Raw genomic sequence first — 22,395 nt, 5'->3', positions numbered from 1 at the left:
GCTGCATGCATTCTTGGTCGAGCCCGGAGATCCCGACAATTTCAGGACAGGGTCCAGCGCTTCGATTGTTCGACACCGCAGACCGCCAGGTACGGCCCGTGACCCCCGGTTCGACGGCTCGGATGTACGTCTGCGGAATCACCCCGTACGACGCCACCCACCTCGGGCACGCGGCGACGTACCTGACGTTCGACCTGATCTACCGGTTGTGGCTGGACGCGGGTACGGACGTGCATTACGTGCAGAACGTCACCGATGTCGACGATCCACTGTTCGAGCGCGCCGACCGCGACGGCGAGGACTGGCGCGATCTCGGAGCTCGTGAGATCGAACTCTTCCGCGCCGACATGGAAGCCTTGCGGGTGCTCCCTCCGCGCGACTACATCGGTGCCGTCGAATCCGTCGACGAGGTCGTCGAACTGGTGGAGAAGCTGGTCGCGGCCGGTGCCGCCTACGTCGTCGACGACGCCGAGTACCCCGACGTCTACTTCCGCGCCGATGCGACCGAGCAGTTCGGCTACGAGTCCGGTTACGACCGCGCCACGATGGATACGTTCTTCGCCGAACGCGGGGGCGATCCCGATCGGGTCGGTAAGCGGGATCCACTCGATGCGTTGCTCTGGCGCGCGGCGCGGCCGGGCGAGCCGTCGTGGCCGTCGCCGTGGGGTCCGGGTCGGCCCGGATGGCACATCGAATGCGCTGCGATCGCGCTCAACCGCATCGGTACCGCCTTCGACATCCAGGGCGGCGGAAGCGATCTCATCTTCCCGCACCACGAATTCTCGGCCGCGCACGCCGAGGCGGCGACCGGTGATCCGCGTTTCGCCCGGCACTACGTGCACACCGGAATGATCGGGCTCGACGGCGAGAAGATGTCCAAGAGCCGCGGCAATCTGGTGTTCGTCTCGAAACTCCGTGCCGAGAATGTGGATCCAGCAGCCGTACGACTCGGTCTGCTCGCCGGCCATTACCGCCAGGATCGGCCGTGGTCCGACGAGGTACTCGAACGCGCGCACACCCGACTCGCGCTGTGGCGTCGGGCTGCTGCGCTCGACAGCGCAGCCTCGGCCGACGACGTGATCAACCGGTTGCGCCAACATCTTGCCGATGATCTGGACACCCCCAAGGCACTCGACGCTCTGGACGCCTGGGCGAGCTTCGCAGTCGAGCGCGGCGGATCGGATGCGGGCGCACCAGGTGCCTTCGCCGATGCGGTAGACGCGCTGCTCGGAGTGCCGCTGCGTTAGGTCGAACCTCCGGTTCGCAGATCCGTCAACAGATCCGGGATCAGTCGTTCTTCCATGACTGCTCGGCCCGAATCGCGAAGGGCAGCAGTCAGTTCCGGATCCCACGGACTGTCGGTCGGATGCCCCTTCAGTGGTTCGGAGTTCCGTGCATCGAGTGCGCGCCGGTAGGAGTCGACGTCCATCCGCCAGGGCGACGCGTCGTACCGGTCCACTGCTCGTTTCACCATGTGCACTCCGGCCCAGTCGAAGTCGGCCCGCCATTCGATCGTTGTGCCGGGCGCGCGGGAGGCCAGCAGCCGGTGCACCGCTGCGGAGGGCTGGCCGTCGGTGCAGATCAGGCTCGCGCAGTTCGAGCCGAGGGTGCGGGCTGCGGCGGCGAGCACGGCGACGTTCTCGCAGACGAACACCGTGGACGAGGTGTTGGTGAGTGGACCGCGAGTGAGCATGTCCACGGTGACGGGGAAGGGGATGCCCTCGTCTGCTGCATCGTTCAGCCAACGAGCCACGGTGTGGGTCTCGTCGACGCGGTAGCCGAGCACCAGCACGCGGCTGGACAGCGGATCGACGGACACGCCTGCGGTTTCCCACAGCGCTCTGATGCCGACCGGATCGACGGGGCGGGGTACGTTCTCGCGTAGCGACAACGCGTCGAGGACGAGTTTCGGGGCACCGCCGCCCGAAAGCGCCTTCGTGTCACCGCAGGCCAGCTCCGCGAGTTCGGTGAGAGACATCCCGTCCACCGGAAGCAGCGCGAGAACCTGTGTCGCCACCGCGAGCGCTTCGACGGCGACGCGGCCCCCGAGGGTGCCGTCCTGATTGAGCAGCGACGCCATCCAGTGCTCGATCCACTCGCGATCGGTACCGCCGCCGAGAACATCCCTGGCACGGTCGAGCGCATCCGCGCGGACCTGAGCCTTGTCGGCTGCGGTCCGCTTCTTGTCTTGCAGCGGGGCCTGCTGGGTGAGGGTGTCGATCAGTCCGAGCCCACCGTTGAGCGGATGGCTCAGCCACGCGTCGAACCGCTCGAGGTCCAGCCTGGTGCTGCGCGCCCGAGAATGCAGACTGGAATTGGACCGAGAGATCGCGCTGCACAGACGCCATAGCTCAGGGGCATCGCTCAAGTCGACGGTGATGTTGCCGCCGACGCGAAGCCAGTTCGACTCCAACTTCTTTCGTGCCGCATCGAGCAGCGCAGCCAGTTCGACGCTGCCCCGCCATTCGTCGTTACCGGTCAAACTCCAGCCCACCTTCGGTTCGGGTCGGCACGCGGCGCGTCAACGGTGATCCGAGTGCGGCCGCGAGGTCGGTACCGTCGTGTTCGGCGAACAGTTCGCCGTTCTCCCACACCAGAAGTGCTGCGCTGACGGTGTTCTCGGCTGTCGAATGTGCAAGGTCGTAGTGGGCGCAGCCGGGGACGTCCCCGTAGGTGATCCACAGGTCGTATCCGGTCATGAACAGATCGAGATCGAATTGCACACTGAGGCCCAGCAATTCACTGCGGCCGTTGTCGTCGACACCGGCAAAGGCCTCGTCCAGCGCGAGCAACCGAGGCGAATGTGGATCGGCGGACGAGAGCATCACGTGTGCCGCGGCGAACAGTGGCAGGTGCAGCGAGACCGACTGCTCACCGCCCGAGAGTGCACTGTGGCGTGCGACGGTGAGGCGATCCTCGTTGCCGTCGCCGCTGATGAGTGTGAAGGCGAACACGCGCCAGCGGCGATAATCCAGTGTGGTGGAGAGGATCTCGGGATAGGACCGTTCCGGATGGGCCGCGCGAGCGATCCTGATCTCGGACGCGAAGTGGGCGCGCATCGCGGCCAGATCGTCCTGGTTCAACGCCGAGGCGTCGCGGTCGAGCAGCTTGGACACCGCCCGGGCCCCGTCGTCGAGGTTGTCCGCGAGCACCCAGTGCACACCGATCGTGTTGCCCGAGGACATGCGGCGCTGCTTCATCTCGGCGGACATCTGCGCGATCAGCTCGCGTGCGTCGACGGTGCGTTCGTGAATCTGCTGCGCCAGACCGGTCAGCAGTGCATCTTCGAGAATCCGGCGCTCCTGCTCGGTCAGCAGCAACTCCTGATCGGCCCTCGCCGCACCGATTCGGTCGGCGAAATCACCGACCGACGAATAGCCCTGCTCGTCCTGAACACGGACCACGGTCAAACCGTCGGGCGCATCCCACTGCAGACGGTAGTCCTGACCCGAGGCGGCGAGTTGCGAGTCGAACTCCTGCAGCGCGCTCGTCAGCGCCGTCCGAGTCGACTTTCGGCTCGAGTCACTCACTTTGACCGACGCCGTCGCCGCATCGAGCGCCGAATGCAGCGCGCGCACCACCGTCGGAAGTACCGGAACCTCGTCGTCGGGACCGTCGGCCTGCTGGACGCGATACAAGATCTGTTCGACGCTCAGCCACGCCGAATCGCTGGCCGGCCACGCATACGCCTCGTGGACGCCGAGAATGGCCAGTAGATCCTTGCGAGCGTACGGCGCGAGCCGTCCGGCATCGTTCAGGGTTTCGGTGACGGCACCGCGCAGGCTTTCGAGCGCCGTGTTGCACGCTCCCTCGGCCTTGCCGATCGCTTCACCGGCTTCCTTGTCCGCTTTGCGGGCGGCTCGTTGCTCCGCGCGACACTTCTCGATGCGCTCGCGAGCGTTCTCGAGATCGGTGTCGATCTGTTCGGCGGTGGCACCGAGCTTTTCGGTCAGCAGCTCGAGTCGCTGCACCTGCTGCCGATAGCTTTCGTCCGCGATCGCGGCTTCCTCGGCGAGCTCCTCGGCCAGACCGCTCGCTTCGTCGAGCCGGTTGGCTGCCTCTCGGGCGCGTTCGGCCTCGCGGGTGTGATCGCTGCGCTTGCGGATCACCGCCGAACCCTGATGCTCGAAGTGCCGAATCGCCGCGGCGAGGGCATCGATGTCGCGGCCGATGTGCGGGGTGCGATGAGCCACGGCGACGGTACGCAGTTGCTTCTCTTTCGCCGAGAGGTCTGCGATCGAGAGGTCGAACTCACGGTCCGCCGCTGCGGCCCCCTCCTTGGAGGTACGCAGCGCGCCTGCGGCGGCTGTGACGGCACGTTGCGCCTTGACGATGGCCGAGATCCGAGGAAGTTGCTTGGCGGCCGCGTTCAGCGCGTGCACCAACTCACGCGCAGTCCGCTCATCGGCCGTCGCGGTCTCGAGCGCGGCTGTTGCGGTGTCGATCGCCGTGCCGAGTTCGGCGATGCGTTGCTCTCGCCGACGCGCCCGCGCCGTCGCACCGATGTACTCCGCGTCGGTTTTGGTGTGGCGACCCTGCTGCACCCCCTGCCAGTACCGGCCGTCGACGCCCACCGAGACCGCACGGTCGGCGGCGGTGCTCGTATCAGGTTGCAGTGCAATCGAGTTCAGCAGTTCGAGGATCCGCGATTCGGGTACGGCGGTACCGGGCTCGGGCTCGAGCACCGATGCCAAGGTGGCGCCGGCCGGCCGGTCGGCCTTCGGCAGCGGTGAGAGATACTGCTCCGAGCTGGAGTCGACGGGGAAGTCCGCGACCGGGTGGAGCCAGCCGTCGAGAAGATTCGCCGCCTGCAGCGCGGATTCGATCCCCGCCGCGTCGGCGGAGGAGACCGAGTCGGCAAAGCGAACCAGTTGCCACAGCGGCGCTCCCGACAGGTCCGCACGAGAGTCGGTCCGCGCGGCGAACGGCGGCGGAGCGTCGTCGTGTTCGGCTCGCACCAGCGCCAGTTCGTCGTTCAGCGTGCTCAGCTCGGTCGTTCGGGTGGTCACGTCGACCCGCGCCTGAGCCTGCCGGGCGCGAATGGCGTCGACCCCGTCTGCGGTCTGTTCGGCGAGAACGGATTCCAGGCTCGGGGCGTCGTCGTCGCCGATACCTGCCAAGGCCGCGTCGAGGGCATCGAACGCGGCAGAGGTGATGCCCGCGGAGGAGTACAGCGCCGAATTGGTCGACCACCAGGCCCGCAGGCCCGACGCGAACTGCGCCTTCTCCACGTCCACGCTCGCCTCGGCCTCGGTGACCGCTGCCGACGCGGCCTCGAGCAGCTCGCGAGCCTTCGAGGCGGCCTTCTCCGCACGAGCGCGTTCCGTCGACGCCTTCTCGACGGTTCCCAGCGCCTCACGTACCGCCCGCACGTCGCCGTCACGCTCCTCGGCATGGCCGCGCAGAGCGGTGCTGATCTGATCGCTGCGGGCTGTGCCCGGCAGCGGTGTCCAGACGATGCCCGCGTCCTCGGCCGCAGTCTGCAGCTCTTCCTCTGCGCGGGTCACCCCGGCAACGGAGTCCCGGAGTGCGGAGTCGGCCCGAGCCGCCTCGGTGGTGCGCTGTTCCAATTCTGCTTGCGCCTTACGTGCGCGGTCGGCCTGCTGGGCCGTCGAGACCTCCAACTTCGCCGCGGATTCGGCCAGGTCGTCGAGTTGCTGCTTGCCCTCGTACGCGCTCGAGCGCTGCAAGGTCTCGCGGTCTGCGACGGCCTGATCCAGTGCACGTTCCGCCTCGTCGAAACGGGTTTCAGCCGCGGCCCGCTCCAGCAGCCGCCGATCCTTCAGTGCGGCAGCGGCGAAGTGTGCGGTGGTCGCATGGGTCACCGCCTCGAGTCGGCGCGAGACCTGCTCGACATCCGAACGGGTTTGCACCCGAAGATATTTGGAGTACACCGAGACGAAGTTCTTGGCGGCGTGGTCGGCCTGCGCCAGTCCTTCGAGCGCCCGGCCCACTTCTTCCATGTCGCTGAAGGAGCGCGCTGCCTCGAGAACGAGCTGCTCGTCCAACGGCCGCAGCCCGTCGGTCAACGCCTGCGAGAGCCCCTTGGGGTCGAGGTTCTTGGCCAACTGCGGGCGGCGCAACGTCAGAATGAGGTTGATCAGCTGGTCGTAGCGCTGGGCACCGAGCCCGAACATGCGGGCGTCGATCGCGGCGCGGTAGTCGACCGGGCGATCGGTCAACGCGTCGGTGCCCAGCTGTTCGCCGAGCTGCTTCTTCGTCAACGGCCGGTCGTCGGAACCCAGCAGCGAGAAGTCGACGCCCACTCGGCCGTCGGCCACGAAGTACCAGCGCGTCACCTTGTCGTTGTGGCGGCTCGCCCGCATTCCGATGCCGACCGTCACCGATTCGGGGTCTTCGCGTGAGCCGCGGCCGAACTCCATCCACACGTAGGAGTGCGCGCTTTCCTGCCCGCGGTAGAGGAGGTTGGACTTCATCGTCCGCTCCTCTCCGGCAAAGGGATTGAGCCGGCGCGGTTCGATGCGGCCGTCGAGGACGAACGGAAACAACACCTCGAGCGCTTTGGTCTTGCCGGATCCGTTGGGACCACGCAGCACCAGGCGACCGTCGGCGAAGGAGAACTCCTGATCGCGGTAGTCCCACAGGTTGACGATCCCGGCTCGCGTCGGCCGAAAGCGTGTCGAGTGTGCGGTCATCTACTCAGGCCTCTACTTCGGATGGATCGTGACTGTCGGGCTGCGCGGTGCTGGGGGATTGTTCGCTGCCGAACAACGAATCTTGCGGCGTTCGATCACGCACGCTGACCATCACGTCGCGGTAGCGTGCGATCACCGGCAGCACCAACACGCCGCCGGACACGCTGTGGATCAGTCGAAGTCGATGCAGCAGCGCAATCGCTCGCGTACGCAGACCGTCCCGGTCGGTCTGCCACTGCGCTGCGAACGTACGACCGAATCGTTCGATGAGATCGTCGACGACCGTTGTCAGCCAACTGTCCTCGATCAACGGATACAGCTTCTTCTCTTCCGTATCCACGAATGCCGTTGCATCGGAACCGAACCCGAATTCGGCGAGATCGCCGAAGATCCCGCCGTCGGGAATGGCGCTGTCCAACTGCTCGATCAGGGCGTCACCGGCCGGGAGGGGGTAGGTCGCCAGCGCGGGTGCATCGGGATCGATCACCCGGTCCGAGATCTCGCCCGCAATGAGCAACGCGACCTGGGCAATGGTTCCGGTGCTGGGGAATCGAAAGTCCGAGAGCCGTCCCGAGGTGTCGATGAGGGCCACCCCCTCGGAGCGACGCTCGGCAACGAGGCCGGTCAGCAGTTCGATGTCGGCAACGGTGCGCGACGCCGCCAGGGCGGTGCGGCCGTCCACGTCGAGATCGTCCAGATAGACGACCGGTTGTTCGACCAACGCTCGACGTACCGCACGCAGCGTTTCCTTCGGATCTGCCTCACGCCCGGACTCGGTGTGTCCGAGATCGGAATCTTCGGGATCGATCGGGGCATCCGAGCCGGCCAGCAGACCACGAATCGACCGCAGGTGCTGCACGGCGCGGGGCGGCCGGAACATGGCGACGACGACGGGACGGTCGATGTCGTAGAGCGCTTCGCCTGCGGACGGGTTGTTCGCCCAGCCGGTCGCGTCACCGTCGGCCAACGCGATGGCGCCGCGGATCGAGAGCCAGCCGATCGCGTCGACGAACGCGTCTCGGTCGCTTGCTCGGTCGGTCTTCAGTTCGACCCCGTCCACCTGACTCGCCTCGGCCGCAACGTGATCGGCGAGTTCGGACAGCGTGATCTGATTGCCGGCCCGGCCGAGTGCCGCAAGCGCCAACGCCAGGTACGCGTATCTGCGGCGATCGAAGATTCGGTCGGTCGACGTTCGGGCGGGTTGGCTGTCGTCGAGTCCGTCGAGCACCGGGAACAGTCGTGCGGTCGTCTCGGTGACCTCGAGGCGATACCCGAAGAGTTCGAGCAGGTCCTCGCGTAACTCGGTGGCCCACCTGCGCAGTAGTGGCAGCGCGATCCGATCCGGGTACGTCGCGGTGACCAGGTGATTCGACAACGCCACTCGGGCGGCCCGTTGGTAGGAATCGAGTGCGAGAGAGGATATTTCGCGGGCCCTCATCGGCGTGCGACCTCACTGACGTCGAGCGCGAGGCGGTCCAGATGCAGTCGGCCTCGGGTGGTCCGCACGATCGTCGAACGGTCGCTGTCGCTCAGTGTCAGGCGCACGCCACTGTCGGAGCCGGACGAGTCCGAGGTGCGCCCGCTCACGCGCACTCGCGCGGTCAATGCGGCATTCAACAAGCTCAAGAGCACCTCGGTTTCCTGCTCGTTCAGGATGCGATCGTGGATCCCCGCCGAGGCAAGGGACTGCGCGGCGGCACTGCGTGATCGCTGCGACTCGAGTTGCTGCTCGCGCAGCCGTCGGATTCCGCCGTCGTTGCGTTGCACCCGCCCCGGAACGCCTGGGGTCGGGGTGCGTCCGGTCTCGGCCAGCGTGCGCGAGATCTCGACCGGCGGTGCCTCCCACCACGATCGAGACGTCGAGATGATGTCGGCATCGGGATGGACCATCGAAAGGTGTCGAGGTCGGCCGAGGCCGAACACGGCGTGGAACAGCGCGTGTGCGCTGTCCTCGGTGGGAGCGGCAGCGAACCATCCGGCCAGATGGCGCAATTGGCTCTCGCGGCTGACGCCGCCCTTGCGGGTTTCGGTGACGCGGCGGAGCAGAGCCAACACGGCGGCGATCGCGCTCATCGTGCCCTCGCGGAGTCGCTCGGACTCGCTCAGTTCGGACTCGGCCGAGACGAACCAGTGCGAGAGACCGGCCCAGCGATCGGTCCAGTCGGCGCGGCGTTCGTCCACGGTGAGGAAGACTCGCTCGTCGCTGATCGCGGCCCGGTCGATGAGTTCCGCGATGCCGGTGCTTTCGACGAGTGCTATCGCCTCGGCCAGCTTCGGGGCGTAGCGGGTCAGATCCGAGCTGAACTCGCGCATGTGCGTGAGCAGGGCGTCCTTGTGTACCAGGAAGGACTCCGGCGTGATCTCGGTGGTGCGCACCAGGTCACCCAGCACCAGGTAGAAGTGCGCGGCGCGGGTCGCCATCTCCGACAGCGTCGAATCGAGTCGGCTGAGCTTGCGGTAGATGCGATCGCCGTCTGCCTGACGGTTCGCCTCGGCCAGCTCGTGCATGTCGGCCAGCAGTTCGGGTAGCACCAGCCGCGACAGAGAAGCGTCGTCCAGGCGGGCTCCGAGCACGTCCTCGACCGCGCGGTAGGCCTTGTAGCCGGCTTGGCCGAACTGGTAGACGAAGTGGCGGTTGCGGTACTCGGCGAGCGTCGCGGCACGGGTGCCGTCGTAGCTGCGTTCGAGCAGGCCCCACGCGTGAAGCTGGTCGAGCAGGGGCGCGATGTCGAGGGTGGTCAGTGCATCGTGCCGACCGGGGTTGCGTGCGATGAGGTCGGCCACGTCTCCCGAGTGCAGCAGGACGACATAGTTGGCTCGTGCGGTGTCGAACGCCCGGAGAACGGCCAGGTACTCGGATCTCTTCTCGGCAACGGCGAACGAGAACAGACCGAGACGATCTTCCTCCACGAACGCGTTCACGACCCCCTGCCGCGCGTCCTCGCCTGATTCGCTCACTGGAACAGGGTAGGGGGTAAGGGTCTCGCTCGTTCAACCGTGCCGGTTACAGGTCCACGGTCACTTTTCCGTCCACCACTGCGGCGGGGTAGGTGCGCACCGAGTCGATGCCGCTGGGGCAGGTGCCGTCGTCGAGCGAGAAGGTGTACTGGTGCAGCGGACACACGACGATGGATCCGTCGATCTGACCGTCTGCCAGTGGCCCGCCCTTGTGCGGGCACACGGCGTCCATCGCCCGCACCGAGCCGTCGCCGAGCATGAACACCGCAACCTGCTTGCCGTCCACGACGTAGGCCCGTCCCTCGCCGGGTGTCAGGTCCTCCACGGCCCCCACCGGCACGCTCATCGGACCGGCACCTGCGGCAGCGGAAGCAGGGGCAGCGACGGGGTGAACTGGGCGGGCGACTTGGGTGCCGCGCGATCCTGCCAGGGGTCGATGTACCCGTCCACCGATGCCTGCACTCGCTCGTCGAGTCCGGCGACGATGCCGTCGCGGTCATCGATCAGCACGCTCTGCAGTTCCTCCAGGCCGACACGCGGAACCCAGGCGTACGTTCGCTCGAGCCACTGAGCGTTCTCGCGGTAGTGCTGAATGAACCTGCCTGCCACGGTCAGAACCTCCTCGGCCCCGGTCACGGTGGCCAGTAGATCGCCCTTGCGGATGTGTGCGCCTGCCGCGCCGCCGACGTAGATCTCCCATTTGTTCTCGCCCACCGAGACGACGCCGAAGTCCTTGCACAGTGCCTCCGAGCAGTTGCGCGGGCAGCCGGCGACCGCGAGCTTCAACTTCGCCGGAGTCTCCAGGCCCTGGAACCGCTCTTCGAGGGCGATGCCCAGAGCCGTCGAGTCGCCGAGGCCGAAGCGACAGAAGTCGCTGCCGACGCAGGTCTTCACCGTGCGCATGCTCTTGCCATAGGCGAAGCCCGAGGGCATGTCCAGATCGCCCCACACCTTCGGCAGGTCCTCCTTCTTGATGCCGAGAAGGTCGATACGCTGCCCGCCGGTGACCTTGACCAGCGGAACGTGGTATTTGTCTGCGACGTCGGCAATCTTGCGCAATTGATCCGGGGTGGTGACGCCACCCTTCATCTGCGGCACCACCGAGAACGTGCCGTCGCGCTGGATGTTGGCGTGGACTCGGTCGTTGATGAACAGCGCGCCGCGCTCGTCCACCCAGTCCGGGCCCCACACCGTGCGCAGCAACGACGCCAAGGGCATCTTGGCGGCGGCGTCCTCGAAACCGCCGGTCGCCAGCGCCGCGAACACCGCAGACACCGCCCGAAGATCCTGAGCTCGAATGGCGTCGATCAATTCCGGCTTGGTCATGGGGATGCAGGGGACGTACCAGTCCGCTGTGGGATCGGCCTCGACGGCACCGCCTGCTGCGCACGCGATGATGTCCTCGACCAGGCCCTTGCACGAGCCGCACCCCTTGCCCGCCCGAGTCTTCGCGGTCACGTCGCCGAGGTTCTTCGCGCCCGCGTGCACGCAGGCCACGATGGCACCCTTGGTGACGCCGTTGCAGTTGCACACCTGAACGTCGTCGGCCAACTCGGCGGCTCCCGTTGCCGTAGAGGGAGTTCCCATGTCGAAGAGCATGCTGATGCGCTCGTCGGGCAACGGCACTTTCTCGTCGAATGCCTGAGTCAGGAAATTGGCCTTGGAGATGTCGCCCAACAGGGTGGCGCCGACAAGCTTGTTGCCCCGCACGATCACCGACTTGTACGTGCCACTGCGTGGTTCGTAGAACTGGACGAACTCGTCGTCGTCGCGTTCGGGGGCGGTGATTCCCATCGAGGCAACGTCCACACCGGCCACTTTGAGCTTGGTGGTCAGGCGCGAACCGTGGTACGCCGCAGTGGGATCGGCTCCGGTGAGCACGTCGGCCAACACGACGGCCTGCTCCCACAGCGGTGCGACCAGGCCGTAGACCTCGCCGCGATGCTGGCAGCATTCACCGACGGCATAGATGGATCCTTCGTCCTCGCAACGCAATTGGTCGTCGACGACGATTCCGCGTTCGATCACCAGCCCACCCGCGCGGGCGAAGTCCACACTGGGACGAATGCCCGCGGTGACCACGACCATGTCTGCGGCGAGCGAGCTGCCGTCGTTGAACCCCACGCCCGTGACGACGCCGTCCTCGGAGCGCAACACCGAGGTGGTCCGCTTGGAGGTGTGCACGCCGACGCCGAGTGACTCGATCTTGTTGCGCAGCACACGTCCGCCGCGCTCGTCGAGCTGCTGATTCATCAGATGACCGGGGGAGTGCACCACGTCCACCTCCAGGCCCTGCGTGCGCAAGCCGTACGCGGCTTCGAGTCCGAGGAGACCGCCACCGATGACGACGGCCGAGACGTCGTCACGCGATTGCGCCATCTGCAGCATCCCATTGGTGTCGGCGATGGTGCGGAAGCCGAACACACCGCGTGCCAGCCTGCCGTCGGACTCGCGCAGACCGTCCATGTTCGGAAAGAACGTGTTGCTGCCGGTGGCGATGATCAGCACGTCGTAGTCGACGGACCGACCGCTCTCGCAGACGACGGTCTTGGAGAACCGGTCCAGGGAGATCGCGCGGTCCCCGGCGTGCAGTGTGACTGCGTTCTCGCTGTACCAGCTCATCGGATTGAGGATCAGATCCTCGTCGTCGACGGTGGCCTCGCCGGACAACACGTGCGAGAGCATGATTCGGTTGTAGTTGCCGTACGGCTCGTCGCCGATCATGGTGATCTCGAACAGCGAACTGCCGTCGCGTTTGATGATCTCCTCGACTGCCCTGGCACCGGCCATCCCGTTGCCGACCACCAGCAGTCTCTGCTTGCTCGCGGTCATCAGATCAGCACCAGACCGAAATCGACGACGACCTCTCCGCTGGTACCGGCAGGGGCGGCGATCACCAGTTCGAGCACCGTGTCCGGATCCACGTCCTCGACCACCCGCAGCGGGATGTTCACTCCGCTCTTGGCACCCATCGGGAACATGCGCATCGGGCTGCCGTCGCGCAGCAGGGTCACGACCACCAGCTCGTCGCTCGAGTTTCCGCCGCGAAAGTACAGGGGTTGAGCCGTCGCACCCTCGGGGACGACGAAGCTCAGGCTGGGATCGATCAGCTCGGGCTTGTCCAGACCGTTACCGGTGAAGGAGAAAATGCCGTGCAGGAATCGCGGTGTGCTGGCCATACCCACGAGGTTGCGGGGTCGGGGTGACGCCACCGCTGCGGTGACGTTACGTCGGGATCAGAAAGACCTCACCGGCTGCCGGTCCCTCGTGTGCGCTCGGTCAGAGCCCGAAGTTGCCCGGACCCCGGCGCCTCAGGTACTTCTCGAACTCGGCCGCGATGGCGTCGCCGTCGATCTTGGCGATCGCATCGGACATGTCCACCTCGGCGTCGCCGCGCTCCTCGAGGCTGCGGACGTATTCACTGATCTCCTCGTCTTCCTTCGTCATCTCGGTCACCGCCTCTTCCCATTCCTCGGCCTGGGCGGGCAGTTCGCCGAGCGGTACCTCGATGTCGAGCACGTCCTCGACCCGCTGCAGCAGAGCCACGGTGGCCTTGGGGTTGGGCGGCTGCGAGACGTAGTGGGGAACAGCAGCCCAGAAGGAGACCGCGGGCACCCCGGCCTTGACGCACTCGTCCTGCAGCACTCCGGTGATTCCGGTCGGCCCCTCGTAGCGGGTCTGTTCGAGATTGAACTGTTCGGCCGACTCGGTGCTGTAGGCGGTACCGGTCACCGGAACGGGCCTGGTGTGCGGAGTGTCGGCCAACAGTGCTCCCAGGATCACCACGGTCTCGACGCCGAGCTGCTCGACGAATTCGAGCAGATCGTCGCAGAAACTGCGCCAGCGCATGTTCGGTTCGATGCCGCGCAGCAGCACAACGTCGCGCGAGCTGCCAGGAGGTGAACACACCGACAGTCGAGTCGACGGCCACTCGATCTCGCGAGTGACACCGTCCACCTGACGGACAGTAGGACGGTTGACCTGATAGTCGTAGTAGTCCTCGGAGTCCAATTCGGCCAGTGGGCTGGCGTCCCAGATCAGCTCGAGATGTTCGACCGCGCCGCTGGCCGCATCGCCTGCGTCGTTCCAGCCTTCGAAGGCCGCGACCAGAATGGGGGACCGCAACTCGGGGATGTCGTCGTCGAGATCGTCGAGGTCTGTGGCGTTGGCCACAGCGTCGTGGACTGCCTCGATCAATGCAGCATCGAGAGGCACATCCGATCCAGAACCTGAAATGTCCGTATTTTCGGTACCGTCGTCGATCGGGGACTGGCCATCGAGGTTTCGGGGACTCACCACGACAGCCTACGACCCGACGTAACTTCGGTGCCCACTACTCTGTAGTGATGCCCGCTGAACACAAGCCCAGTCTGCTCGATGCGATTTCACGTCGCGTTGTCATCGGCGACGGCGCGATGGGCACGATGCTCCAGGACGCCGAGCTGACTCTCGACGACTTCATCGGTCTCGAAGGTTGCAACGAAATCCTCAACGACACCAGGCCGGATGTCCTGCGGGAGATCCACCGCGAGTACTTCGCGGCCGGTGCCGACGCCGTCGAGACCAACACCTTCGGTTGCAATCTGCCCAACCTCGCCGATTACGACATCGAGGACCGGATCCGCGAACTTGCGGAGAAGGGCACCCGGCTCGCGCGGGAGACCGCCGACGAGATGGGCCCCGGCCGCGATGGAATGGGCCGCTACGTGCTGGGCTCGATGGGCCCTGGCACCAAGCTCCCCACTCTCGGACACGCCCCGTTCGCCCGGCTGCGCGACGCGTACACCGAGGCCGCCCTCGGCATGATCGACGGCGGTGCCGACGCCATCCTGGTCGAGACCTGCCAGGATCTGCTCCAGGTCAAGGCGGCCATCATCGGTAGCCAGCATGCGATGGACAAGCTCGGTGTCCGCATCCCGATCATCACCCACGTCACCGTCGAGACGACGGGCGCGATGCTCGTCGGCAGCGAGATCGGTGCCGCGCTGACGGCTCTCGAACCCCTCGGTATCGACATGATCGGGCTCAACTGCGCGACCGGCCCGGCCGAGATGAGCGAGCACCTGCGCCATCTGTCGAAGCATTCGCGTCTCCCGGTCTCGGTGATGCCGAATGCCGGACTGCCCACCCTCGGTGCCAAGGGTGCCGAGTACCCCCTGACCGCCCCCGAACTGGCCGAGGCCCTGAGCGGCTTCGTCAACGAGTACGGTTTGGCGCTCGTCGGCGGCTGCTGCGGCACCACACCCGAGCACATCCGCCAGGTTGCCGACATGGTCCACGGGGCCACGAAACTAGAACGTCGGCCTGCCCCCGAGCCGGGTGTCTCCTCGCTCTACACCGCCGTTCCGTTCGAGCAGGATGCCAGCATCCTGATGATCGGCGAGCGAACCAACTCCAACGGGTCGAAGGCATTCCGCGACGCGATGCTCGCCGAGGACTACGAGAAGTGCCTCGACATCGCCAAGGATCAGACGCGCGACGGTGCCCACATGCTCGACCTCAACGTCGATTACGTAGGCCGCGACGGTGCCGCCGACATGGCCGCGTTGGCCAGCCGCCTGGCGACGGCGTCGACCCTGCCGATCATGCTCGACTCCACCGAACCTGCTGTTCTCGAAGCCGGTTTGGAGCACCTCGGTGGGCGCAGCGCGGTGAACTCGGTCAACTACGAGGACGGCGACGGGCCCGATTCGCGGTTCCAGAAGATCATGCGACTGGTCAAGGAGCACGGTGCCGCTGTCGTTGCTCTGACCATCGACGAAGAGGGACAGGCACGTACGGCCGAGTGGAAGGTACGAGTCGCCGATCGGTTGATCACCGACATCACCGAGAACTGGGGCCTGCGCCACGAGGACATCATCGTCGACACCCTCACGTTCCCGATCTCGACGGGCCAGGAAGAGGTGCGCCGCGACGGTATCGAGACCATCGAGGCGATCCGTCAGCTCAAGGAGAAGTACCCGAAGGTGCACACCACCCTCGGACTGTCGAACATCTCGTTCGGCCTCAATCCCGCTGCACGCCAAGTGCTGAACTCGGTGTTCCTGCACGAGTGCACACAGGCCGGTCTCGACACCGCCATCGTGCATGCGTCGAAGATCCTGCCGATGAACAAGATTCCCGACGAGCAGCGCGAGACTGCCCTCGATCTGGTGTACGACCGCCGCAGCGAGGGCTACGACCCGCTGCAGAAGCTCATGCAGCTCTTCGAAGGGGTCTCCGCGGCGTCGGCGCGCGAATCCCGCGCCGAGGAACTCGGCCGCCTGCCCTTGTTCGAGCGTCTCGAACGCCGCATCGTCGACGGTGAACGCAACGGCCTCGACGCCGATCTCGACTCCGCGATGACCGAGAAGCCACCGCTGGAGATCATCAACGAAACTCTGCTCTCGGGGATGAAGACCGTGGGCGAGCTGTTCGGCTCCGGCCAGATGCAGCTGCCGTTCGTGCTCGCCTCCGCCGAGGTGATGAAAGCTGCTGTGGCGTATCTCGAGCCGCACATGGAAGCGACCGACGACGACGGCAAGGGCCGCATCGTGCTCGGCACCGTGAAGGGCGACGTCCACGACATCGGCAAGAACCTTGTCGACATCATCCTGAGCAACAACGGCTACGAGGTCGTCAATCTCGGTATTAAGCAACCGATTTCGACGATTCTGGAAGCTGCGATCGACAAGCGCGCCGATGTGATCGGCATGTCGGGACTGCTGGTGAAGTCCACCGTGGTCATGAAGGACAATCTGATCGAGCTCAACTCCAAGGGCGTCGCCGAGCAATTCCCGGTGCTGCTCGGCGGAGCGGCGCTGACGCGGTCGTATGTCGAGAACGATCTGCAGGACGTCTACGAGGGTGACGTGCACTATGCGCGTGACGCTTTCGAGGGCCTTCGGTTGATGGACACCATCATGACCACCAAGCGCGGCGGCGGTCCGGCTCCGGACAGCCCCGAGGCGCTCGCCGCGAAGGCGAAGACGGCCGAGCGCAAGGAACGGCACGAGCGGTCCAAGCGCATCGCCGAGAAGCGCAAGGCCGCCGAGGCACCGGTGGTCGTGCCCGAGCGATCCGATGTCGCTGCCGACATCGACATCCCGGTGCCACCGTTCTGGGGCACGCGCATCGTCAAGGGCGTGTCGCTGTCGGAGTACTCGGAGCTGCTCGACGAGCGGGCTCTGTTCCTGGGTCAGTGGGGTCTGCGCGGTGCACGCAAGGGTGAGGGCGCCACGTACGAGGATCTGGTGGAGTCGGAAGGCAAACCGCGCCTGCGTTATTGGCTGGATCGGCTGAGCACCGACGGCATTCTGGCGCATGCGGCACTGGTGTACGGGTACTTCCCGGCAGTGTCCGAGGGTGACGACGTCGTGGTGCTCACCGAACCGGAACCCGATGCGCCCGAACGGTTCCGATTCACGTTCCCGCGGCAGCACCGTGATCGATTCCTCTGTGTTGCAGACTTCGTGCGCTCGCGCACCGCCGCACGGGAATCCGGTCAGGTCGACGTGCTGCCGATGAACCTGGTCACGATGGGCCAGCCCATCGCAGACTTCGCCAACGAACTGTTCGCAGCCGACGCGTACCGCGACTACCTCGAGGTCCATGGCATCGGCGTTCAGCTCACCGAGGCCTTGGCCGAGTACTGGCATCGCCGCGTGCGCGAGGAGCTGAAGCTGTCCGACGGCAATTCCGTTGCTTCGGAGGACCCCACCGAGGCCGAGGGCTTCTTCAAGCTCGAATACCGCGGCGCGCGTTACTCGTTCGGCTACGGTGCCTGCCCCGATCTCGAGGATCGCATCAAGCTCGCCGCGCTTCTCGAACCCGAGCGAATCGGCGTCAAGCTCTCCGAGGAACTGCAGCTACACCCCGAACAGTCGACCGATGCGTTCGTCCTTCATCACCCGGAGGCCAAGTACTTCAATGTCTAGAACCCACCTGCACGGCGTCCTGTGGGACATGGACGGCACCCTGCTCGACTCGGAGAAGATCTGGGACGTGGCCATCGGTGAGTACTCCCGAGATCTGGGTACCGAGTTGAGTACGGAGGTCCGCGAGACCACTCTCGGCAACTCGATGCGCGACGCGTTGCGCAAGGTCCTGGCCAATGCCTCGATCGAGGCCACCGACGAGAACCTGGCTCGGGGTCGCGAATGGCTGACCGCCCGCGTCGGAGATCTGTTCGCGGAGGGGATTCCGTGGCGACCCGGTGCCAAGGATGCCCTTGCGCTCGTGCGCGAGATGGGTCTGTCCACGGGGCTGGTCACCAACACCGAGCGGGGCCTGGTCGAGCGAGCGCTCGACACCCTGGGGCGCGAGTACTTCGACGTCACGGTCACCGGCGACGAGGTCGAGGCAGGCAAACCGCACCCGGCACCGTACCTGCGCGGTGCTGCTCTACTCGGTCTGGGTGCCGCGTCCTGCCTTGCCGTCGAGGATTCGCCCACCGGCTCGTTGTCTGCCCACACCGCGGGGTGTCCTGTGCTGGTGGTTCCGTCCGAGATCGCGGTGGCCGACGCTCCCGGATACACCATTCGCGACGGCCTGCTCGGCCTGACCGCCGACGACGTTCGGCGAGCCTGGGCGGGCTGATCCATCCCGACTTCGACCGAATTGGTACCCCTGAGCGACGACGTGAAAGAATAATCAGCCGTGAAGACTTTCGATTCGCTGTTCGCCGAGCTCACCGACCGCTCGAAGACCCGCCCAGAGGGTTCGGGCACCGTCGCAGCGTTGGACGCGGGAGTTCATTTCCAGGGCAAGAAGGTCCTCGAAGAAGCCGGTGAAGTGTGGATCGCCGCCGAGCACGAAAGCGACGAGGCTCTCGCCGAAGAGATCTCGCAGCTGCTGTACTGGGTCCAGGTGATGATGGTGGGCAGAGGCATCGAGCTCGAGGACGTCTACAAACATCTGTGAGGCAAGGCCTGCACCCCTCCTACGAACTCACCGATGAAGGAAAACTCCATGCTGCGCGTAGCCGTACCCAACAAGGGCGCTCTGTCCGAGTCCGCCGCCGAGATTCTCAGCGAAGCCGGCTATCGACGCCGAAGCGACTCGAAGGACCTGACGGTCCTCGATCCGGCCAACGGCGTCGAGTTCTTCTTCCTGCGCCCCAAGGACATCGCGATCTACGTCGGATCCGGCCAGTTGGATCTGGGCATCACCGGACGCGATCTGGCTCTCGATTCGGGTGCCGCGGTCGAGGAACGGCTGGCCCTCGGATTCGGCCGGTCCACCTTCCGCTACGCCGCACCAGCGGGCAAGGAATGGGCACCCGAGGACCTGGGCGGACTGCGCATCGCGACGTCCTACCCCAACCTGGTGCGTAAGGATCTGGCCGCCAGAGGGCTGGAGGCAACAGTCATTCGCCTCGACGGTGCGGTCGAGATTTCCATCCAGCTCGGGGTCGCCGACGCGATCGCGGACGTTGTCGAGTCGGGACGCTCGCTGCGTCAGAACAACCTGGTGGCCTTCGGCGAATCGCTCTGCGATTCGGAGGGTGTGTTGATCGAACGAGCAGGAACTCCGGGCACCGACTCGGCACGCAAGCAACTCATCGCCCGTGTACAGGGCGTGGTTTTCGCGCAGCAGTACCTGATGCTCGACTACGACTGCCCCAAGTCGATCCTCGACGATGCCGTGAAGATCACCCCTGGAATCGAATCGCCGACCCTCGCGCCGATGGTCGACGACAATTGGGTTGCCGTGCGCGCCATGGTTTCTCGTAAGGTGCACAACAACGTCATGGACCAGCTCGCCGAGCTGGGTGCCAAGGCGATCCTCGCCTCCGACATCAGGTCCTGCCGGGCGTTCTAGATCCGAAACGGCTACTGGGCGACGTAGGACATTCGACACCTCCGACGTCGCCCTGGCTCGTCAGCGACGGCGAACCAACACCGTCTGAGCGATCCGCCCGACCGGTCCCAGTTCGTCGCTGAGTGTGCCCGCACACATGGCGATACCGTCCGGCCCGGTGGAGGTCTCGGCGGAGACCCCGATCCAGTCGCCCTGCGGCACGCGGAACACGTGCACCGTCAGGTCGGTGTTCAAGAACGTCCATTCGTCGATCGGAAGCTTGGCACCGACTCCGTTCGCGATATCGGCAACCGAGAACAGTCGCTCCAGCGGAGTCATCGATTCCCCCTGCACCAGAACGGGTGTGGGCCTGGCCCATACCTGGCCGGGCCCCGGCACGCCCAACTCCGTGAGAAACTTGAAGGCGACCGCATCGAGATAGCCGGATGCCCAGAGTTCGCCGAACGTGTTGTCGATACCCTCGCTCACCGGTCGCATCGTCGGTTCGCCGGTGTGTACGACGTCGTCGGTCGGCGTGGTGCGCATACGCCATGCGCTGCCGCGGGCCACCGCCCTCGCGGTTCCCGACGTTCCTTCCGCCCAGAGCTCTGCGACGACCAGTTCGATGTTGGCACCGGGGCGCTCCGTCCAGGACCGAATCTCGATGTCTCCGACCGGAACCGGGCCGAGAATATCGACCGCCACGCGGCTGATGCGGGTGTCCTCCCTGGCGTCGACTCGCTCGAGAGCACGGACCAGCAGGGCCGACGGCGGAGCTCCGTGCTGCATCGTCGGTGCCCACAGGCTGACGGTGTGCTCGGTAGCGGTGACTCTTTCGTAGCCCTCGTCACCGACACCGGCGGGTACGAAGAAGGCGTTCGGCAGTGCCTTCACGGTGAGGGTCACAGCTCGGCTCCCGTCTGTTCGGCAGCGGCCCGGGGCCAACCCGGATACGGCGGGGGAGTGCCGCCGAACTCCGGACACAGCGCCTGATGATCGCACCACTTGCACAGCGCACCCCGCTTGGCGCGGAAGTCGCCGGTCTCGCCTGCAGCCAGAATCGCTTTCCAGATGGCCGAGAGCATGCGCTCGAACCTGCGCAATTCTCCCTCGTCGGGGGTGTAGGTCAGCTCCTGCTTGTCCGCCAGATACATCAACTTCAGTTGCGCAGGAACAACTCCGCGCATGCGCATGACCATCAGGGCATAGAACTTCATCTGGAACAGAGCCTTGGATTCGGTGAACTCGCGTGGTGCCCGGCCGGTCTTGTAGTCGACGACGCGGATCATCCCATTGGGTGCGACGTCGATCCGGTCGATGAAGCCGCGCAGCGGTGTCCCGTCCTCCAGATCGATCTCCACCCGCTGCTCGCAGGACTCGGGGTCGAAATGAGTCGGGTCCTCGAGTTCGTAGTATCCGGCGACGAGCGCACGGGCCCGATCGAGAAACGCCGGTCGTTCGTCGACCGGAACCAACGATTCGATGTCGGGTGACTCTGCGACCACCCGCTCCCACGCCGGATCGACCAGGCCCCGCGCAGTTGCCGGCACTCGTTCCTGGGCAGGCAACGCGTACAGGGCCTCTAGTGCGGCGTGCACCACAGTTCCTTTCACCTGTGCCTCGGTGGAAACCTCGGGAATTCGGTCCACGGCGCGAAAGCGGTAGAGCAGTGGGCACTGCTTGAAATCACCTGCGCGCGAAGGCGACAACGCCGGAGTGCTGCGGGAGCCGGACATCGACGGCGGCGTCTGCGCACTGTCGCCGAGATCGAGTAGCGGCAAGTCGATGGGCGTCGAGACGGAAGTACTCACGACTGCGAGACTATGCCGTTGGTCCGACATCGTCGGTCAAGGCCGTAGTCTGGCACGTCGAGTCGTACTGGGTGTCCGGACCGAGCAGGTCGGCTGCCCAGCAGAGCAACGAAAGCAGGTTCCGCTGTGTCTTCCGGTGATCCGTCCTCCGGTGATTCCGCGTCCGCGTCGACCGACGGGTCCGAGGTCGACGCGATCGTCGATGCCCCGGTTCCGAGCGCGGACGAAGTGGTCACCGCGTCCGTCGACGAGATCGAACTCGGCGAGGCTCCGACGACCGACGACGACGCACCGATCGAGCCGGTACCGACCGGCCCCGCCCGGAGCGGACCGTTCCGCGTGGGTGATCGAGTCCAGCTCACCGACGGGAAAGGCCGTCACTACACGGTGGTGCTCGAGGCGGGCAAGGAGTTCCACACCCATCGGGGCGGAATCACCCACGACAAACTGCTCGGTGCCGACGAGGGCAGCGTCGTCACGTCCGTCAACGGCACCCCCTACCTCGCGCTTCGGCCGCTGCTGACCGACTACGTGCTGTCGATGCCGCGTGGCGCGCAGGTCATCTACCCCAAGGACGCAGCGCAGATCGTGCACGAGGGCGACATGTTCCCCGGAGCTCGCGTACTGGAGGCCGGTGCCGGATCCGGTGCTCTGACGTGTTCGCTGCTGCGTGCCGTCGGTACCGCAGGAACCGTCATCTCCTACGAAATCCGCCAGGACCATGCCGACTACGCGATCAAGAACGTCGAGACGTTCTTCGGAGAGCGGCCGTCCAACTGGCACCTGACGGTGGCCGACGTGGATCAGTTCGGTGTCGATCGTCCCGGCGAGCAGGTCGATCGGGTCGTACTCGACATGCTCGCGCCCTGGGATGCATTGCCCGCCGTATCGAAGGCTCTCGTTCCCGGCGGCGTTCTGCTGGTCTACGTCGCTACCGTGACGCAGCTGTCCAAGGTCGTCGAAGCCCTACGCGCACAGGAGTGCTGGACCGAACCCCGTTCGTGGGAGTCGATGGTCCGCGGATGGCACGTCGTCGGACTGGCAGTTCGGCCCGAGCATCGCATGCAAGGACACACGGCGTTCCTCGTCAGTGTTCGACGCCTCGCCGAGGGCACCGTGACGCCCAAGCCGCAGCGTCGATCCGGCAAGGGCTGACGATCAGCGGCGTCGCCGGACGTTCCTGACCTCTC

16 protein-coding genes are annotated in these 22,395 nt (G+C 65.9%); 6 read left to right on the top strand and 10 right to left on the bottom strand.

The genetic code is table 11. From position 1 onward, the window contains the following. Positions 1 to 5: 5 nt before the first annotated feature. Entirely contained in the window at positions 6 to 1,247 is a 1,242-nt protein-coding gene (mshC, locus tag AABD04_RS12225; protein ID WP_341441347.1) for a cysteine--1-D-myo-inosityl 2-amino-2-deoxy-alpha-D-glucopyranoside ligase, read from the top strand. Here the strand turns inward: mshC and AABD04_RS12220 are convergent. From AABD04_RS12220 to AABD04_RS12185, 8 genes are all read right to left on the bottom strand, one after another. Further along, complete coding sequence (locus AABD04_RS12220; protein ID WP_341441346.1) at positions 1,244 to 2,482, bottom strand: DUF2399 domain-containing protein; 1,239 nt, start codon at positions 2,480 to 2,482, stop codon at positions 1,244 to 1,246. The two genes, mshC and AABD04_RS12220, sit on opposite strands and share 4 nt — an antisense overlap. Then, on the bottom strand, positions 2,472 to 6,656 hold the full coding sequence (locus AABD04_RS12215) for a TIGR02680 family protein (RefSeq protein WP_341441345.1): 4,185 nt from the start codon (positions 6,654 to 6,656) through the stop codon (positions 2,472 to 2,474). Before AABD04_RS12215 ends, AABD04_RS12220 begins: the two co-directional genes overlap by 11 nt. A 4-nt stretch (positions 6,657 to 6,660) precedes the next feature. Next, complete coding sequence (locus AABD04_RS12210) at positions 6,661 to 8,094, bottom strand: DUF2398 family protein (protein ID WP_341441344.1); 1,434 nt, start codon at positions 8,092 to 8,094, stop codon at positions 6,661 to 6,663. Continuing rightward, positions 8,091 to 9,566, bottom strand: a complete 1,476-nt coding sequence (locus tag AABD04_RS12205) for a TIGR02677 family protein (RefSeq protein ID WP_423228227.1) — start codon at positions 9,564 to 9,566, stop codon at positions 8,091 to 8,093. Before AABD04_RS12205 ends, AABD04_RS12210 begins: the two co-directional genes overlap by 4 nt. A gap of 94 nt (positions 9,567 to 9,660) precedes the next feature. Beyond that, the gene (locus AABD04_RS12200) at positions 9,661 to 9,960 is read right to left on the bottom strand and encodes a Rieske (2Fe-2S) protein (RefSeq protein WP_341441342.1); all 300 of its coding nucleotides are present in this window, start codon (positions 9,958 to 9,960) and stop codon (positions 9,661 to 9,663) included. Then, the gene (gene nirB, locus AABD04_RS12195; RefSeq protein WP_341441341.1) at positions 9,957 to 12,446 is read right to left on the bottom strand and encodes a nitrite reductase large subunit NirB; all 2,490 of its coding nucleotides are present in this window, start codon (positions 12,444 to 12,446) and stop codon (positions 9,957 to 9,959) included. Before nirB ends, AABD04_RS12200 begins: the two co-directional genes overlap by 4 nt. Beyond that, a complete protein-coding gene (locus AABD04_RS12190) occupies positions 12,446 to 12,793 on the bottom strand; it encodes a molybdopterin oxidoreductase (RefSeq protein ID WP_094629987.1) in 348 nt (115 codons plus the stop codon). The genes nirB and AABD04_RS12190 overlap by 1 nt, the downstream gene beginning before the upstream one ends. 100 nt (positions 12,794 to 12,893) lie before the next feature. Beyond that, a complete protein-coding gene (locus AABD04_RS12185; RefSeq protein ID WP_243593583.1) occupies positions 12,894 to 13,787 on the bottom strand; it encodes a PAC2 family protein in 894 nt (297 codons plus the stop codon). Positions 13,788 to 13,960: 173 nt separating this feature from the next. Between AABD04_RS12185 and metH the strand changes: the two genes are divergently transcribed. The 4 genes from metH to hisG are packed head-to-tail and all read left to right on the top strand — an operon-like array spanning position 13,961 to position 19,415. Continuing rightward, a complete protein-coding gene (gene metH, locus AABD04_RS12180) occupies positions 13,961 to 17,530 on the top strand; it encodes a methionine synthase (protein ID WP_341441340.1) in 3,570 nt (1,189 codons plus the stop codon). Further along, on the top strand, positions 17,523 to 18,191 hold the full coding sequence (locus AABD04_RS12175; RefSeq protein WP_243593049.1) for an HAD family hydrolase: 669 nt from the start codon (positions 17,523 to 17,525) through the stop codon (positions 18,189 to 18,191). The genes metH and AABD04_RS12175 overlap by 8 nt, the downstream gene beginning before the upstream one ends. Positions 18,192 to 18,251: 60 nt before the next feature. Next, the gene (locus tag AABD04_RS12170) at positions 18,252 to 18,515 is read left to right on the top strand and encodes a phosphoribosyl-ATP diphosphatase (protein WP_243593048.1); all 264 of its coding nucleotides are present in this window, start codon (positions 18,252 to 18,254) and stop codon (positions 18,513 to 18,515) included. A 48-nt stretch (positions 18,516 to 18,563) separates the two neighbouring features. Next, the gene (gene hisG, locus AABD04_RS12165) at positions 18,564 to 19,415 is read left to right on the top strand and encodes an ATP phosphoribosyltransferase (RefSeq protein ID WP_243609618.1); all 852 of its coding nucleotides are present in this window, start codon (positions 18,564 to 18,566) and stop codon (positions 19,413 to 19,415) included. Positions 19,416 to 19,475: 60 nt separating this feature from the next. Here hisG and AABD04_RS12160 read toward each other — a convergent pair whose 3' ends face one another. Together AABD04_RS12160 and AABD04_RS12155 are read right to left on the bottom strand one after the other, a co-directional pair. Then, positions 19,476 to 20,288, bottom strand: a complete 813-nt coding sequence (locus tag AABD04_RS12160) for a thioesterase family protein (protein ID WP_423228226.1) — start codon at positions 20,286 to 20,288, stop codon at positions 19,476 to 19,478. An 8-nt stretch (positions 20,289 to 20,296) separates the two neighbouring features. Then, positions 20,297 to 21,130, bottom strand: a complete 834-nt coding sequence (locus tag AABD04_RS12155) for a RecB family exonuclease (RefSeq protein ID WP_341443022.1) — start codon at positions 21,128 to 21,130, stop codon at positions 20,297 to 20,299. Positions 21,131 to 21,499: 369 nt separating this feature from the next. Here AABD04_RS12155 and AABD04_RS12150 point away from each other — a divergent pair, with 369 nt between their 5' ends. After that, a complete protein-coding gene (locus AABD04_RS12150; protein WP_243593580.1) occupies positions 21,500 to 22,360 on the top strand; it encodes a tRNA (adenine-N1)-methyltransferase in 861 nt (286 codons plus the stop codon). Positions 22,361 to 22,395: the final 35 nt, after the last annotated feature.

The sequence above is a fragment of the Rhodococcoides navarretei genome, assembly GCF_038069675.1.
In the GTDB taxonomy this organism is placed as follows: domain Bacteria; phylum Actinomycetota; class Actinomycetes; order Mycobacteriales; family Mycobacteriaceae; genus Rhodococcoides; species Rhodococcoides navarretei.
The sequence above is the reverse complement of the archived record's forward strand: the minus strand, read 5'-3'. Positions and strand labels throughout refer to the sequence as shown.

Excerpts from the sequence above, each read along its gene's own strand:
- mshC (WP_341441347.1), top strand. The coding sequence starts at position 6 with ATGCATTCTTGGTCGAGCCCGGAGATCCCGACAATTTCAGGACAGGGT.
- AABD04_RS12215 (WP_341441345.1), bottom strand. The coding sequence starts at position 6,656 with ATGACCGCACACTCGACACGCTTTCGGCCGACGCGAGCCGGGATCGTC.
- AABD04_RS12210 (WP_341441344.1), bottom strand. The coding sequence starts at position 8,094 with ATGAGGGCCCGCGAAATATCCTCTCTCGCACTCGATTCCTACCAACGG.
- AABD04_RS12200 (WP_341441342.1), bottom strand. The coding sequence starts at position 9,960 with ATGAGCGTGCCGGTGGGGGCCGTGGAGGACCTGACACCCGGCGAGGGA.
- nirB (WP_341441341.1), bottom strand. The coding sequence starts at position 12,446 with ATGACCGCGAGCAAGCAGAGACTGCTGGTGGTCGGCAACGGGATGGCC.
- AABD04_RS12190 (WP_094629987.1), bottom strand. The coding sequence starts at position 12,793 with ATGGCCAGCACACCGCGATTCCTGCACGGCATTTTCTCCTTCACCGGT.
- metH (WP_341441340.1), top strand. The coding sequence starts at position 13,961 with ATGCCCGCTGAACACAAGCCCAGTCTGCTCGATGCGATTTCACGTCGC.
- AABD04_RS12175 (WP_243593049.1), top strand. The coding sequence starts at position 17,523 with ATGTCTAGAACCCACCTGCACGGCGTCCTGTGGGACATGGACGGCACC.
- hisG (WP_243609618.1), top strand. The coding sequence starts at position 18,564 with ATGCTGCGCGTAGCCGTACCCAACAAGGGCGCTCTGTCCGAGTCCGCC.
- AABD04_RS12155 (WP_341443022.1), bottom strand. The coding sequence starts at position 21,130 with ATGTCCGGCTCCCGCAGCACTCCGGCGTTGTCGCCTTCGCGCGCAGGT.